We start from the raw sequence: 16,084 nt of genomic DNA on the forward strand, positions 1-16,084 counted from the left end.
GATAGCCTTCTGACTCGTTCTTGGTTTTTGTTGAACCGTTCCCGTGTCAGCGAGGGTGCATTATAGAGATCGGCGTCTCATTGGCAACCCTTTTTTTCGTATTTTTTCTATTTTATTTTCGTTCGGTCAGAAACAATACAAAGTGATTTAAAAGTATACTTTGAATGGCTAAAGTTGATGGAATTTGTCAGCAAACAATGCCACTTTATCCCAGTTGGTATACTCAACCTCTTTCGTTGTATCGGTTTCTCCCCCAGTCATCTTCATAATGAACTTAATCATGAACCGATCGAAGACATTATATCGAGGGTAATAGAGGGCACCTGCAAACACACCAATTAATGAAGGCTGCCAAGGTGATTTTTTCAAGAAGGTTTTGATGTATGCACTCCCTTCCGGCGTATCCTTTCCTTGGTCTTCTTTTCTAGCCGTGAGATTGACACAAAAAAATGCAACCTGACTCTGGCCTAATTGCTTGCAATGGCGCTCAATAAAATGATAGAGCTTTTTGTTTAAATGGCCGTAACGAATAGAGGCGCCAATCAGTACTCGCTCGTAATTAGACAGATCTATATCACCCACGGTATTTAGATCGATAAATTCAGCCTCACTGTCACTGCATTGCGTCGCAATACGTTCAATGATTTTTTGAGTTTGTCCTTCTCTTGTCGAGTACAGATAAAGCACCTTCGCCATAAGACTTCCTTAGCTACGCCAAAATGCAGGCGTTAATAAAATAAGTAGTGTGAATATTTCTAATCGACCAAAGAGCATGGAGACAATCAATATCCATTTGGCACTGTCATTAACTTCGCCAAAATGAACCGCAACCTCACCCAGACCTGGGCCTAAATTGTTCAGCGTCGCCGCAACGGCAGAGAAAGCACTTAATTCATCCATACCTGTCGCAATCAACGCAAGCATACAAACAACAAAGACCAGCGCGTAAGCAGAAAAGAAGCCCCATACCGCATCAACAACCCGTTGCGACAGTGCGGTTCCACCAACCTTAATGGTGTATACCGCTCTCGGGTGTACTAAGCGTTTCATTTCACGAGCGCCCTGCAATGTTAGCAACAAGATACGAATAACTTTCATACCTCCTCCCGTTGAACCTGCACAACCACCTATAAAAGAAGAGAACAGCAGTAACACTGGTAAAAAGAGCGGCCACTCTGAAAAACCGGTGGTGGTAAACCCTGCTGTCGTCGATATAGAAACAGATTGGAACAAAGCCTGATCAAACGCGTCATAGAAGGATTGATACGAATGGTGTTCAAGGAGAATCAAAAAGCACACCAAGAACAATACTAACTGAATGAATAAGAAAGCGCGGAATTCAGGGTCCTTCCAGTAGTACTTGGGATGAACACCACCAGATGAAAAAGCGGCAAAGTGCAGGGAGTAGTTACAAGCAGAAATTAATAGAAACACAACGGTGATCATATTAATAGCATGACTATCAAAATAACCCATACTGGCATCATGTGTCGAAAAGCCACCAATAGCGATGGTTGAGAAACTATGAGCAATAGCATCAAATGGTGTCATCCCTGCCACCCAAAACGCTGCAGCACAAGCAATGGTCAAACTTAAGTAGATATACCATAGCGCCTTTGCAGTTTCAGCAATACGTGGGGTCATCTTACTATCTTTCACTGGACCTGGAATTTCAGCGCGATATAACTGCATGCCCCCGATACCCAATACTGGCAAAATAGCGACGGCAAGAACGATGATTCCCATCCCACCAAACCACTGCAGCAATTGACGATAAAACAAAATTGCCTTGGGTAATTCATCGAGACCAACAATTACGGTCGCCCCTGTTGTCGTTAATGCAGAGAATGATTCAAAGAAAGCATCGGTTATCGACACATTGGGATAGTCTGAAATCAGGAAGGGTAACGCGCCTGCGCTACCAATTACCGTCCAAAACAACACAACAATAAGAAAGCCATCTCGCGCTTTTAACTCATGTTTATGTCTTCTATTGGGTAACCAAAAAAACGCCCCACATATAAGGAGGACAAAAAATGTGGTAACAAAAGGAACGCCCGCACCATCACGGTAAATTAATGCGACGAGTGCAGGCGCTAACATAGAGACACTAAAAAGTGCTAGTAGCAGCCCAACAATGCGGATAATGGATCGAAATTGCATAGTGTATTGAATGAAGCAAAGCTTCTATTACTTCCTAGTTGTTTTCAAATAAGGAGACCATCGCCTTGGCTCCACTCTTATTAATAATGCTAAGCGTGAGTGCATCAACTTGATTCACTTCAACTTCAACAATCAATACGACTTTTTCACTGTACTCTGAAGCAATCTCTAATGCACCAAACTTACTTAATTCAGACTGAGCAATCGCTATGAATCCATAGTCTAACTCTACTCGTAAACGAGTGGTTATTTTTTTTTCTATTGTTTGAATTAACTTCAGTGCTTGCTGAACGCCGCCGCCATAAGCTCTCACTAGGCCACCAGTACCCAGTTTTATGCCACCAGAATAACGAGTCACGACTGCCGTTAGTTCACCAATACCAGAACCGCTGAGCTGAGCCAAAATCGGCTTCCCCGCCGTGCCAGATGGTTCGCCGTCATCACTAAAGCCCCACATCATCGAATTTTCAGGCCTACCTGCGACAAAGCCCCAGCAATTGTGGCGAGCACCACTGTGCTGAATCTTCACCTGTTGAACAAACGCTTTTGCTTCGTCAATACTTGGGGTATGGCTAATTTGAGTAATAAAGACACTTTTCTTAATCTCTTCTTCAAAAATAACCGACTGCTCTGGAACTGGGTATGCGCTTGAGTTCATTGGTTTTTAAAGCCGTGTCGCCTAAAAGGGGTATTCTATCACGCAAGGATTCGATTGACTCCAAGAACGGACATTGCTCATAATGTTAAACAGTTGTTTAAAAAATGTATTGAAATTTATTCGATACGCGTTCACACTGAAGCAACTGGTCTAACCAGATCCATAATAATTACCGCTTCACTCAATCATGGATTGTCTGTCACGGAGAACGACAATGATTTACCAATCTGACACCCTACAGGTAAAGGAAGTACGCAACGGCATTGCTGAGCTGTGCTTCAGTGCATCAAATTCAGTCAATAAACTGGATCTCGCTACGCTAGAATCGCTTGATAAAGCCCTCGATTCGGTGGCGCAATGGGACGGTTTAAAAGGCTTAATCCTAACCACTGACAAGAACGCCTTCATCGTTGGCGCTGATATCACCGAATTTTTAGGCCTGTTCGCGAAACCAAAAGCAGAGCTTACAGAGTGGCTACAGTTTGCGAACAACATCTTTAACAAGCTTGAAGATTTACCCGTACCTACTCTTGCCGCGTTAAAAGGACATGCACTAGGTGGCGGCTGTGAATGTGTACTTGCTGCCGATTTCCGCATTGGTGACAAGACCACCAGCATTGGCTTACCCGAAACCAAGCTTGGTATCATGCCGGGCTTTGGCGGCACGGTTCGACTGCCAAGAGTTATTGGTGCCGACAGTGCCATGGAAATCATTACCCAAGGCAAAGCATGTCGAGCACCTGAAGCATTAAAGCTTGGCTTGCTAGATGCCATTGTCGAGACCGATTCATTACATGACTCAGCAATTAACACCATTGAACTTGCCATCAATGAAAAAATTGATTGGAAAACTCGCCGCCAACAAAAACTCTCACCTCTGACGTTAAGTAAGCTCGAATCTATGATGAGCTTTACTATGGCGAAAGGGCTTGTGGCACAAAAGGCGGGCCCACATTACCCTGCACCGATCACAGCAGTAAAAACCATCGAAAAAGCGGCACGTTGTCATCGAGATGAAGCACTGAAAATTGAAGCCGACTACTTTGTTAAGCTTGCCGGTTCCGATGTATCAAATGCCCTTGTCGGTATTTTCCTCAACGATCAATACATCAAAGGGCTTGCTAAAAAAGCCGCGAAGTCAGGTAAAGAAACGCAGCGGGCCGCCGTGCTGGGCGCTGGCATTATGGGGGGTGGCATTGCATACCAATCCGCCTTAAAAGGCGTGCCTGTGATAATGAAAGACATCGCCCAAGCTTCCCTAAACCTTGGTATGGAAGAGGCTTCTAAATTACTCAATAAGCGTCTAAAGCGTGGACGTCTTGATGGGTTTAAAATGGCCGGCATTCTTTCTTCTATTACACCAAGCCTACACTATGCCGGTATTGAGCAATCCGATGTTATCGTTGAAGCGGTAGTTGAAAACCCAAATATTAAAGCCGCGGTATTAACGGAAGTTGAAAAATTGGTTTCTGACAACACCGTCATAGCTTCAAACACCTCTACCATCCCGATTGATGTGTTAGCTAAGTCCTTATCACGTCCAGAAAACTTCTGTGGCATGCACTTCTTTAACCCCGTGCATCGAATGCCTTTAGTCGAAATTATTCGTGGTGAACAGACCTCAGAGGAAACCATCAACCGTGTTGTCGCTTATGCCGCGAAAATGGGTAAATCTCCGATTGTCGTCAACGACTGTCCTGGGTTCTTCGTCAACCGAGTACTGTTCCCTTACTTTGGCGGCTTTAGTCAACTCGTCCAAGACGGCGCTGATTTTATCCAGATAGATAAGGTGATGGAGCGTAAATTTGGCTGGCCAATGGGACCTGCCTATTTACTTGATGTCGTTGGCATCGATACCGCTCACCATGCACAAGCGGTAATGGCCGAAGGCTTCCCTGAACGCATGGCAAAAGAGAGTCGAGATTCGATAGACGTGCTCTTTGAACAACAGCGCTTTGGGCAGAAAAATGGGTCTGGCTTTTACACCTACACTACAGACAAACGTGGTCGTCCGAAAAAAACACCAAGCCCTGATGTCGCTAGCCTTCTTGAAGCGGTATCTCAACCAAGCCAATCCTTTGATGATGACACCATCATTCAACGCATGATGATTCCAATGATCAATGAAGTGGTGCTATGTCTAGAGCAAAACATTATTGCTTCTCCTCAAGAAGCCGATATGGCGCTAGTGTACGGTTTAGGATTCCCTCCTTTCCGAGGTGGCGTATTCCGTTACTTAGATACTATTGGCATTGCTAACTATGTTGAGATGGCAAAACAATATGAGTCGCTCGGTGCGATGTACCAAGTACCAAGTACCCTGATTGATATGGCGGCCTCTGGTGAGTCATTTTATAGTCAGCAACAAGCAAACTCACTGTAGCCACCAACTGGAAGAGGAATTATCAAAATGAAAAATGTTGTCGTTGTTGATTGTCTTCGTACACCCATGGGGCGCTCCAAGGGTGGTGCATTTAGACACACGAGAGCTGAAGATCTGTCAGCTCATTTGATGAAAGGAATTCTTGCTCGCAACCCTGCCGTCAATCCGCATGAAATAGAAGATATTTACTGGGGATGTGTACAACAGACCCTTGAACAAGGCTTCAACGTGGCTCGTAACGCTGCATTGCTTGCTGGTCTACCAATTGAGATCGGTGCCGTTACGGTAAACCGATTGTGTGGTTCATCTATGCAAGCTCTGCATGATGCTACGCGCTCTATTATGGTTGGAGATGCTGACATCTGTCTGATCGGTGGTGTGGAGCATATGGGTCACGTGCCTATGAATCACGGGGTTGATTTTCACCCACAGCTCTCTAAGAACGTTGCGAAGGCAGCTGGCATGATGGGACTTACCGCTGAAATGTTAGGCAAGCTTCATGGTATCAGCCGTGAACAGCAAGATGAATTTGCCGCTCGAAGCCACCAGCGTGCACAAGCGGCTACCGTAGAAGGACGCTTTAAAAATGAAATTCTACCGATAGAAGCACACGCCGAAGATGGATCTTTGTTTACCCTAGATTTTGATGAAGTGATTAGGCCAGAAACCAACGTAGAAGGTCTATCTAAGCTGCGCCCGGTCTTCGACCCTGCGAATGGAACTGTGACAGCAGGCACGTCTTCAGCTCTCTCTGACGGCGCTTCCATTATGCTAATTATGAGTGAAGAGAAAGCCAAAGAGCTTGGCGTTAAAATCCGCGCGAAAATACGCTCAATGGCTATTGCTGGTTGCGATCCTTCTATTATGGGATACGGTCCTGTTCCAGCAACGCAGAAGGCGCTAAAACGTGCTGGTCTGCATATGGAAGACATCGATATAGTTGAACTTAATGAAGCTTTCGCCGCGCAATCCCTACCTTGTGCGAAAGATCTCGGTCTACTCGATGTCGTTGACGACAAAGTGAACCTGAATGGTGGTGCGATTGCACTCGGGCACCCACTAGGGTGTTCAGGATCTCGCATCTCCACAACACTGATCAATATTATGGAAGACAAAGACGCAAAATATGGCCTAGCCACTATGTGTATTGGTTTAGGCCAAGGTATTGCCACTATCTTTGAACGACCGTAAACATTACCACTCGAAAAAGGCCCCTTTATGGGGCCTTTTTATATTTCAACATGCACAAAACGCATAGACTGAATGTTCAAGTTTCATTGTTTTTTTTTATCATTCTCACCTAGACTCAATGACAGTTTAAAAGACCAATCCATTTGGAGCACACTATGTTCAAAGCACTTGTACTAAATCAAGAAGACAAAAAAACCATCGCTTCTGTGTCGCAGATTGATGAATCTCAACTTCCTGAAGGCAACGTAAAGATAGATGTAAAATATTCATCACTAAACTACAAAGATGGATTGGCAATTACCGGTAAAGGGCGCATTGTTCGTAACTTCCCTATGGTTCCTGGTATTGATTTATCTGGTGTTGTCTCACAATCCGATGATCCTCGTTACAAAGAAGGCGACGAAGTTGTTCTTACTGGATGGGGCGTTGGTGAAGGTCACTGGGGTGGCATGGCAGAAAAAGCAAGCCTGAATGGTGACTGGCTGGTTCCAATGCCTCAAGGTTTAGATGCCCATAAAGTCATGGCGATCGGTACGGCAGGTTTCACAGCGATGCTTTGTGTTCAAGCCATTGTAGATGCTGGCGTAAAACCAGAAGATGGTGAAGTCTTAGTGACGGGTTCAAGTGGCGGCGTTGGTAGCGTAGCCATTACACTATTAAGTCAACTGGGTTACAAAGTCGCAGCCGTCACTGGTCGCGCAAGCCAAAACGGCACGTTACTCACCTCGCTTGGTGCTTCACGCATTGTTGAGCGTAGCGAACTAGAAGAGCCAGCAAAGCCTCTAGAGCGCCAAGTTTGGGCTGCAGCCGTAGATACTGTTGGTAGCAGCATGCTTGCTAAAGTACTTGCTCAAATGAATTATAACGGTGTGGTTGCAGCATGTGGTTTAGCTGGCGGTTTTGACCTGCCAACAACCGTAATGCCGTTTATTCTACGTAATGTTCGCTTACAGGGTATTGATTCTGTTATGTGCCCACGAGAAAAACGCATTAAAGCTTGGGAGCAACTGTCTGAACTACTCCCTGAAACTTACTATGCACAAGCAAGCAAAACCGTCGATTTAGAGCACGCCATTCAAGCGGCTGAAGATATTACCAATGGTGCCATTACTGGCCGCGTAATCATTAAGCTTTAAACAGCTCCTCTCGACGAGAAAATATAAAGCTCGCTATCATATAGCGAGCTTTTCGTTACTAGACACACATAAAACGCCGTCAAAACCTCGCGCTCATTGACGACCCAATGCCTATCACTTAAGCCAAACCCACATCATCAATACGTTTGGTAATTAATTTGCCGCACTCTTCCTTCACAATGGTTCTCAACCATTGCTGAGATTCCGATGTATGACACCGTGAATGCCAAATTAATGAATAATCAAAAGGCGTAAACGCAAACGGAAGCGGTTTTATCACGAGATCATAACGCTCTGCTACCAAATAAGCTAAATCGGCAGGAACGGTAATAACAAGCGGCATGCGATCGACGATCGCTAGAGCGGCCTCTAAATGGTATGCACGTAGCACCATTTTTCGAGGGTTCTGATTGATCAACGCAGCATCCAACAGCGCTTTGACACCATCACTAATCGCAATCATGGCATGAGGAGCATGCACATAGTCTTCCAAAGATAGTGGTCGATCAGCAAGAGGATGCTGTTTAGATACTAAACATGATACGCCAACAGGTCCTAACACATCTTGGTGCAAGGGGGAAACTAGCCCTGCGGGACGACAAATTGCCATATCCACTTTATCCGTGCTCAACTGCTTAAATAAATTCTCATGCTGCAGTGGTGCAAATTCTAACGAAATATTAGGAGCAAGCTCGTAAATTTTTGGCAACGCATACGGCAGGATAGTCTGCATCGCATAATCCGTTGTCGCGATCAAAAATCGCTCATTGCAATAATACGGGTCAAACTCACTCGGTGTCAGCAATTGTCGAAACGACTCGAGTGGCTGCTCAATCTGTTTGCAGATCTCCAACGCCTTACTTGTGGGGATAATCCGCTGTCCCTGACGAGTAAATAAAGGGTCATCAAGTAACTCACGCAAACGTCCTAGTACTCGGCTGGTTGCCGACTGACTTAAATTTAATCGAATCGCCGCCTGGCTGACGCTCCCCTCTTCCACCAGCACTTTTAATGCGACTAACAAATTCAAATCGCGACGATAAATATCTTCGAGTTCCATTGATGAGCTCCTAACTAGGTCTCCCTATAGTCTACACCTGCTCATAGTGGGTTTATCAAAATTTAGGCAAAAAAATCCCGCCTTTCAGCGGGGAAGCCCAAGAAATTGGGGATAGTGTCGGAATTCATTTGTCATTAATAAACATCGAGCAACAATGTAGCAACAATGTTAACTGTTATTCTCTTCTGCCACGTCTTGCCATTGTCTCATCTCAATCCACATCGCTAGAATAGAAGCGCTTAATCCAATAAGCGGCATCAGAGTGGGCTCTCCTGACGTCTTTAGTACCAAGGCACAAAAAGAAATAAAACACAGTAAAGCATAAATCGTTAGTCTATCTAAAATGGTTAACATGGCTACTCCTTAGCGCTTTGTTACCAACTTGTTAAATTAAGTTAAAGCAAAAAAAGCCATTTGCCAAGAGTTATTGCATATTTTTTCGTCGTAAGTAGAATTCAAGCTGATTTTAGACAAGAAAGAGCCCCCTAATGACAATCAATACCCTACTCGCCACGCACACACTCGCAGCCGAAGGCTTGCGCTGTCCGGAGCCGGTTATGATGGTCAGGAAGACAATTCGAAAAATGGATGATGGTGATGTATTGCTTGTCAGTGCCGATGACCCATCAACGACTCGCGACATTCCGAGTTTCTGTCGTTTTATGGATCATCAGTTAATTGGTGAACAAACCGAATCTCTGCCCTACCTCTACCTAATCAAAAAAGGCACGAAGTAGCGTTAAGTTAGGACATAAAATGTAAAAAGGCTGCCCAAGGCAGCCTTTAATTATTCATCATATTCCAGCGTTCTTATTTCAGACTGAAGCGCTTTGATCTGCTTTTGCATGGCTCGAATGTCACTGTGCATCGGTATCAAGTGCTGCACCCGAATCCAAGATTCAACGGCTAATGCCGTCATGATAATCGCACCCACCACCATAGGTAGCCACATATCAGTCAATACCATGCCTAACAATGTCAGCACCAAACCTACGGTAAATAAAGCGCTTTGACTTTTAGCGGTCATTCCTGTGTAACGTGTCAGCATATGTCGCCCTCTCGCTTAGGATCCACACTGTTAAATTACCATGACAAGCATGACACTAATATGTCAGTCATCACGGTTTTCAGCAGAAGAAAATACTCAACAAACCAAACGAGTTCACACCACACTATTGATATAATTCATTAAAATAATGCCGCCCCACAAGCGAGTCCAACAAATAGTAGAGCGGTGACTCTGCGTATCCAATTTAAAGGTAATCTATCTGCAGAAAACTGACCCAGAAGCACCACTGGTACATTCGCCAATAACATACCAATAGTAGTACCAAGAATGACCCACACTAACGCATCCGCATACTGCGCCCCTAAAATTGACGTCGCTATTTGCGTTTTATCACCAATCTCTGCAATAAAAAACGCAATAAAGCTCGCGACAAAAGGCCCCCGGCTAGACACCTCTTCATCTTCATCTAATTTGTCTGGAATGAGAACCCAACCTGCCATCGCAAGGAAACTCACAACCAATACCCACTTTAGTATTTCCGGCGACAAATAGTCCGCCACCACAACGCCTAACCACGCCGCTAAAGCATGGTTCGCAATGGTTGCAAAAAAAATAGCGGCAATAATAGGTATGGGTTTTCGATACCGGCTAGCCAGTAGTAACGATAATAGCTGGGTCTTGTCACCGATTTCGGCTAAAGCTACTGTAGTAATAGATAATGCTAAGACACTCACGACATGCTCTAAGGGGTAGGGATTATAATTATTAACCATAGATAAACCTCGCGCCCCACCCCGGTTCACGATGCTTATCTAAGGTCTTGCTAAACGAATTCGCTATTCGTCTCATACACCATGGTGAATGTGCACCAATTATGTTGACGTATGAATCAAAGCTGTGTGTCAGACTTTGATAAGCTACTCCCCAAAGATGGGCCGCATTTTAAACATTCAATCTATAAAATTCAATAATATCTACCCATGGACTGCGGCGATCATTAAGTAAATACAAAAAAGTCTGGTTTTTTGCATGCCTGATGATTAATTAACCATCTTTTCCCCTACTCCCGTTGAGAATAACTCGGTATACTTGATCGTTATTTTTATCCGTTTTCAGACAAAACTTTCATTTAGAGAATTGCGCGAACAAACTATGCAAAAATACGATATCAAAACCTTCCAGGGAATGATCCTCGCGCTGCAGGATTATTGGGCTCAAAATGGTTGTACGATTGTTCAACCGCTAGATATGGAGGTAGGTGCTGGCACCTCTCACCCAATGACATGTCTACGTGCACTTGGCCCAGAGCCAATGTCCACAGCATACGTTCAACCTTCACGTCGTCCGACCGATGGTCGCTACGGTGAAAACCCGAACCGTCTGCAGCACTACTATCAATTCCAAGTAGCGCTAAAGCCTTCTCCAGATAACATCCAGGAGCTGTATTTAGGTTCACTTGAAGTACTTGGTGTCGATCCGCTGGTTCACGATATTCGTTTCGTAGAAGACAACTGGGAAAACCCAACGCTAGGCGCATGGGGTCTTGGTTGGGAAGTATGGCTGAACGGCATGGAAGTGACTCAATTCACTTACTTCCAACAAGTTGGCGGCCTTGAGTGTAAGCCAGTCACAGGTGAGATTACTTACGGTATCGAGCGTCTAGCTATGTATATCCAAGAAGTCGATTCTGTTTACGACCTCGTATGGAACGTTGCACCTGACGGCTCTAACGTAACTTACGGTGACATCTTCCACCAGAACGAAGTTGAGCAATCCACCTACAACTTCGAGCACGCTGATGTAGATTTCCTCTTCACTTTCTTCGACCAGTGCGAAAAAGAGTGTAAAGAACTCCTTGAGCTTGAGAAGCCACTGCCACTTCCTGCTTACGAACGTATTCTAAAAGCGGGGCACGCCTTCAACATTCTTGATGCGCGCAAAGCTATCTCTGTAACAGAGCGTCAACGTTACATCCTTCGTATCCGCAACCTGACTAAATCCGTTGCAGAGGCGTACTACGCGTCACGTGAAGCACTTGGCTTCCCAATGTGTAAGAAGAGCGAGGAGAAGTAATCATGGCGAAAAATTTTCTAATTGAACTGGGTACGGAAGAGCTTCCACCCACAGCACTTCGTTCCCTAGCGGAAGCCTTTGCTGCTAACTTTGAAGCGGGTCTTAAAACGGCTGAGCTTTCTCACGAAGGCATCAAGTGGTACGCGGCACCTCGTCGTCTAGCACTTAAAGTGACTGCACTGGCTGAAGGCCAAGCAGACAAAGTGGTTGAGAAGCGCGGTCCTGCAATTTCTGTGGCATTCGATGCTGAAGGCAACGCGACTAAAGCTGCACAAGGTTGGGCTCGTGGTAACGGTATTACTGTTGAGCAAGCTGACCGCCTGAAAACAGACAAAGGCGAGTGGCTTCTTTTCAAACAAGAAGTCGCAGGCAAACCGGTGCAAGAATTGGTAATGGACATTGCAGCGAAAGCACTAGCGGGCTTGCCAATTCCTAAAGCCATGCGCTGGGGTAACTCAGACATTCAATTTATCCGTCCAGTGAAAACACTGACAGTACTACTTGGTGATGAGCTTGTTGAAGGCGAGATCCTAGGTGTCGCTTCTGCGCGTACTATCCGTGGCCACCGTTTCATGGGCGAACAAGAGTTCACCATCGACTCTGCTGACCAATACCCTGCGATCTTAGAAGAACGCGGTAAAGTCATGGCAGATTACGATGCGCGTAAAGCGATCATTCTTGCGGATGCTAAAAAAGCAGCCGACGCGGTTGGCGGTATTGCTGACCTAGAAGATGACCTTGTTGAAGAAGTGACCTCTTTGGTTGAATGGCCAGTGGTGCTTACAGCTAAGTTTGAGCAAGAGTTCCTAAAAGTCCCTTCTGAAGCGTTGGTTTACACCATGAAAGGCGACCAGAAGTACTTCCCAGTGTATGACGCTGATAAGAATCTTCTGCCAAACTTCATCTTCGTTTCGAACATCGAGTCTAAAGAGCCTCGTCACGTTATCGAAGGTAACGAGAAGGTGGTACGTCCACGTCTTGCTGATGCAGAGTTCTTCTTCAACACCGACCGTAAGCGTCCGCTGATCGATCGTCTTGCTGAACTAGACCAAGCTATCTTCCAGAAGCAGCTTGGTACGATCAAAGACAAAACCGACCGCATCACAGAGCTTGCTGGCTACATCGCTGAGCAAATCGATGCTGATGTTGAGAAGTCTAAGCGCGCAGGCCTACTGGCTAAGTGTGATCTAATGACCTCTATGGTATTCGAATTCACCGATACTCAAGGTGTGATGGGCATGCATTACGCGACTCACGATGGTGAAGACGAGCAAGTAGCACTAGCCCTTTACGAGCAGTACATGCCTCGTTTCGCTGGTGACGATCTACCAAGCACTGGTATCTCTTCTGCAGTAGCAATGGCAGACAAGCTAGACACTATCGTCGGTATCTTCGGTATTGGCCAAGCTCCAAAAGGTTCTGACCCATTCGCGCTACGTCGTGCATCACTCGGTGTGCTGCGTATCATCGTTGAAAACGGCTACAACCTAGACCTGACTGATCTGATCGGTAAAGCGAAAGAACTGCTAGGTGACAAGCTGACTAACGACAACGTAGAAGCTGATGTTATCGACTTCATGCTAGGTCGTTTCCGCGCATGGTACCAAGATGCTGGTTTCAGCGTTGATATCATCCAAGCGGTACTCGCACGTCGCCCAACTAAGCCTGCGGACTTTGACCAACGTGTTAAAGCGGTTTCTCACTTCCGTGAATTAGAAGCAGCTGAAACTCTAGCGGCGGCGAACAAGCGTGTTGGTAACATTCTTGCTAAATTTGATGGCGAGTTAGCTCAAGATATTGATTTAACATTGCTTCAAGAAGATGCAGAAAAAGCACTCGCGGAAGAAGTTGAAGTGATGACGGAAGCGCTTGAGCCAGCTTTTGCTACGGGTAACTATCAAGAAGCGTTGAGCAAGCTTGCGAACCTACGTGAGCCTGTTGATGCCTTCTTTGATAACGTAATGGTCATGGCAGAAGACGAGGCACTGAAAAAGAACCGCCTCACTCTACTGAACAACTTACGTAATCTATTCTTGAAAATCGCAGATATTTCGCTTCTTCAGAAGTAATCCTCTTTGTTTCAAGCAAAACCCGGTCTCATGACCGGGTTTTTTATCATCCCCCAAATTCATCACCTCGATTAGATCTAATTCTCCCATTTCAATAAATAGTGCTTTGCCTCACATTATCATTACGGTATGTTCAAAAGACTCCCTTGCCACCAGCAAGGTCGATAAAGGTAACTCATACAAGTGAACGTAATGAACTAGGGACAACAATGCAATTTTCTAAGTTTGGTGAAAAATTTAATCGTTACTCAGGGATCACCCAGTTAATGGATGATCTAAATGATGGACTGCGCACGCCTGGCGCCATCATGCTCGGTGGAGGCAACCCTGCTGCTATTCCCGCCATGCTCGAGTATTTTCATCAAGCCAGTGCCTCAATGCTTGCCAGCGGCGAACTTGTTGCAGCGATGTCAAACTATGATGGTCCACAAGGTAAAGATGCTTTCGTTAAGTCGCTGGCCAATCTATTAAGAGACACTTATGGCTGGGACATTTCTGAAAAAAATATTAGCCTGACCAATGGCAGTCAAAGCGGCTTCTTTTATCTATTCAACCTTTTTGCAGGGCAATATCAGGATGGCAGTAAAAAGAAAATACTATTACCACTCGCGCCAGAATACATAGGCTACGGTGATGCAGGTCTTGAAGACGACATTTTTGTTTCTTATCGCCCTGAAATAGAGATGCTCGACAATCGTCAGTTTAAGTACCACGTCGACTTTGAGCGCTTAGAAGTCGATGACTCTGTCGCAGCGATCTGTGCCTCAAGACCAACGAATCCAACCGGCAACGTTCTTACTGACGATGAGATTCGCAAGCTAGATAAACTGGCGAGAGACAACGGCATTCCGCTGATTATTGATAACGCTTACGGTACACCTTTCCCCAATATCATCTTTGAGGATGTCACCCCATTTTGGAATGACAACACCATCTTGTGCATGAGCTTATCAAAACTAGGGCTACCAGGGCTTCGCTGTGGCATCGTGATTGCGAGTGAAGAAATCACCCAAGCATTGACCAATATGAATGGCATTATTAGTCTTGCGCCAAGTGGTATGGGACCGGCTTTAGCTCACCATATGATTGAAAATGGCGATTTATTGCCATTAAGCGAAAACGTCATCAAGCCCTATTACCAACAGAAGTCGCAACGTGCAGTAGAACTACTCCAACAAGCCATTCCGGATCCTCGTTTTCGAGTCCATAAGCCAGAAGGGGCTATCTTTTTATGGCTATGGTTTGATGAATTGCCAATTACAACAATGGAATTATACCAACGGTTAAAAGCTCGAGGGGTGCTTATTGTCCCGGGTGAGTATTTCTTTATTGGACAAGAAGACAATTGGGATCACGCCCATCAATGCTTACGTATGAACTACGTTCAACCAGATGAAGCGATGCAAAAAGGCATCAACATTATTGCCGAAGAAATTAGTAAAGCTTACCAAAATAACTGATGTCTAAGCTGGATCGAAAAGAGCGCTAATAAGCGCTCTTTTTTATACCCAAAGAAACTAACTATTGTCTGGCAAACTTTTACCATTAATCGCAATCTTACGTGGTTGCATCGCTTCCGGGATCTCTCTTTCCAAATCCACATGCAGCAAGCCATTTTCCATGGTTGCGCCTATCACTTTCACGTAATCCGCCAATTGGAATTTACGCTCAAAGTCTCGCTCAGCAATGCCTTGGTAGATATAATTTTTACTTTCTTCTGCTTGGCGCTCTCCACGCACAATCAACATATTCTCTTTTTGAGTAATATCTAACTGTTCGTCAGCAAAACCCGCCACTGCCATCGTAATGCGGTATTTATTTTCGTCTTGCTGTTCAATGTTATACGGTGGGTAACCACCAGAAGAGTTCTTAGATGTGTTGGCTTCCATCAAGTTAAACAGACGGTCAAAACCAATAGCGTTACGGTATAGGGGGGCAAAATCTACAGTTCTCATCATACTATCCTTTCATTAAGCAATAGCCTTAGCCAGCATCAATAGAGTGACTAAGTTATCCAAATATCATGTCCGAAATGGTGTACATCGGCATGCATGATAATTGGCTATATCAAGTTGTGGGCGGCGTATGTCATCCTCTCATGAGCGATGTTACGCCAGCGGTATCAAAGGCCCAATAATTTGGCATCCTCTTCACTAAAAGATATAAGGGCGATAGAAGGAAGATTCAAGCCAATATTCAAAAAATATCCATCCTACGTTTTGGAAAAACACCCCCCCTCACAAAAGGCGGCCTCGCTAAAGAAAATAAACCGTGAGTAAACGATAGAAATACCTAGCAACTAGAAACCCGCCCCCAGAAACAAAAAACGCCACCCAAAGGCA

15 protein-coding genes and 1 riboswitch are annotated in these 16,084 nt (G+C 45.1%); of the genes, 7 read left to right on the plus strand and 8 right to left on the minus strand.

Annotated elements, in window-relative coordinates; all coding sequences use genetic code 11:
• Window positions 1-168 precede the first annotated feature (168 nt).
• The 3 genes from hemG to MD535_RS24075 are packed head-to-tail and all read right to left on the minus strand — an operon-like array spanning window position 169 to window position 2,821.
• Window positions 169-696, minus strand: a complete 528-nt coding sequence (hemG, locus tag MD535_RS24065; protein ID WP_265677707.1) for a menaquinone-dependent protoporphyrinogen IX dehydrogenase — start codon at window positions 694-696, stop codon at window positions 169-171.
• Between the two features lie 9 nt (window positions 697-705).
• On the minus strand, window positions 706-2,163 hold the full coding sequence (locus MD535_RS24070; protein WP_265677708.1) for a TrkH family potassium uptake protein: 1,458 nt from the start codon (window positions 2,161-2,163) through the stop codon (window positions 706-708).
• Window positions 2,164-2,197: 34 nt separating this feature from the next.
• Window positions 2,198-2,821, minus strand: a complete 624-nt coding sequence (locus tag MD535_RS24075) for a YigZ family protein (protein ID WP_265677709.1) — start codon at window positions 2,819-2,821, stop codon at window positions 2,198-2,200.
• A 214-nt stretch (window positions 2,822-3,035) separates the two neighbouring features.
• Between MD535_RS24075 and fadB the strand changes: the two genes are divergently transcribed.
• The 3 genes from fadB (at window position 3,036) to acuI (ending at window position 7,531) form a co-directional block, all read left to right on the plus strand.
• Window positions 3,036-5,204 carry a fatty acid oxidation complex subunit alpha FadB gene (gene fadB / locus MD535_RS24080; RefSeq protein WP_265677710.1) on the plus strand — a complete coding sequence of 723 codons (2,169 nt, stop codon included), beginning with the start codon at window positions 3,036-3,038 and terminating at the stop codon, window positions 5,202-5,204.
• A 27-nt stretch (window positions 5,205-5,231) separates the two neighbouring features.
• Window positions 5,232-6,395, plus strand: coding sequence for an acetyl-CoA C-acyltransferase FadA (gene fadA / locus MD535_RS24085; protein WP_265677711.1), 1,164 nt, complete (start codon window positions 5,232-5,234; stop codon window positions 6,393-6,395).
• A gap of 155 nt (window positions 6,396-6,550) precedes the next feature.
• A complete protein-coding gene (gene acuI / locus MD535_RS24090) occupies window positions 6,551-7,531 on the plus strand; it encodes an acrylyl-CoA reductase (NADPH) (protein ID WP_265677712.1) in 981 nt (326 codons plus the stop codon).
• A 118-nt stretch (window positions 7,532-7,649) separates the two neighbouring features.
• Here the strand turns inward: acuI and MD535_RS24095 are convergent, their stop codons facing one another.
• Window positions 7,650-8,591, minus strand: a complete 942-nt coding sequence (locus tag MD535_RS24095) for a LysR family transcriptional regulator (RefSeq protein ID WP_265677713.1) — start codon at window positions 8,589-8,591, stop codon at window positions 7,650-7,652.
• Between the two features lie 168 nt (window positions 8,592-8,759).
• Entirely contained in the window at window positions 8,760-8,945 is a 186-nt protein-coding gene (locus MD535_RS24100; RefSeq protein WP_265677714.1) for a hypothetical protein, read from the minus strand.
• A gap of 134 nt (window positions 8,946-9,079) precedes the next feature.
• Between MD535_RS24100 and tusA the strand changes: the two genes are divergently transcribed.
• Window positions 9,080-9,328, plus strand: a complete 249-nt coding sequence (tusA, locus tag MD535_RS24105; RefSeq protein WP_265677715.1) for a sulfurtransferase TusA — start codon at window positions 9,080-9,082, stop codon at window positions 9,326-9,328.
• A gap of 50 nt (window positions 9,329-9,378) precedes the next feature.
• Here tusA and MD535_RS24110 read toward each other — a convergent pair whose 3' ends face one another.
• The gene (locus MD535_RS24110) at window positions 9,379-9,639 is read right to left on the minus strand and encodes a hypothetical protein (protein ID WP_265677716.1); all 261 of its coding nucleotides are present in this window, start codon (window positions 9,637-9,639) and stop codon (window positions 9,379-9,381) included.
• 140 nt (window positions 9,640-9,779) lie between these two features.
• Window positions 9,780-10,334: a TMEM165/GDT1 family protein gene (locus MD535_RS24115; RefSeq protein WP_265677724.1), complete on the minus strand. Its 555-nt coding sequence runs from the start codon at window positions 10,332-10,334 to the stop codon at window positions 9,780-9,782.
• Window positions 10,335-10,425: 91 nt separating this feature from the next.
• Window positions 10,426-10,538, minus strand: a riboswitch (yybP-ykoY riboswitch).
• 214 nt (window positions 10,539-10,752) lie between these two features.
• Here MD535_RS24115 and glyQ point away from each other — a divergent pair.
• From glyQ to MD535_RS24130, 3 genes are all read left to right on the plus strand, one after another.
• A complete protein-coding gene (gene glyQ / locus MD535_RS24120; RefSeq protein WP_265677718.1) occupies window positions 10,753-11,673 on the plus strand; it encodes a glycine--tRNA ligase subunit alpha in 921 nt (306 codons plus the stop codon).
• 2 nt (window positions 11,674-11,675) lie between these two features.
• Window positions 11,676-13,742 (plus strand): glycine--tRNA ligase subunit beta, encoded by a 2,067-nt coding sequence (gene glyS / locus MD535_RS24125; RefSeq protein ID WP_265677720.1) that lies wholly within the window; start codon window positions 11,676-11,678, stop codon window positions 13,740-13,742.
• A gap of 209 nt (window positions 13,743-13,951) precedes the next feature.
• Window positions 13,952-15,202: a valine--pyruvate transaminase gene (locus MD535_RS24130; RefSeq protein ID WP_265677722.1), complete on the plus strand. Its 1,251-nt coding sequence runs from the start codon at window positions 13,952-13,954 to the stop codon at window positions 15,200-15,202.
• Window positions 15,203-15,259: 57 nt separating this feature from the next.
• Here MD535_RS24130 and MD535_RS24135 read toward each other — a convergent pair whose 3' ends face one another.
• Window positions 15,260-15,697, minus strand: coding sequence for an Hsp20 family protein (locus MD535_RS24135; RefSeq protein ID WP_265677726.1), 438 nt, complete (start codon window positions 15,695-15,697; stop codon window positions 15,260-15,262).
• Window positions 15,698-16,084: the final 387 nt, after the last annotated feature.

The sequence above is a fragment of the Vibrio qingdaonensis genome, assembly GCF_026191675.1.
GTDB lineage: Bacteria > Pseudomonadota > Gammaproteobacteria > Enterobacterales > Vibrionaceae > Vibrio > Vibrio qingdaonensis.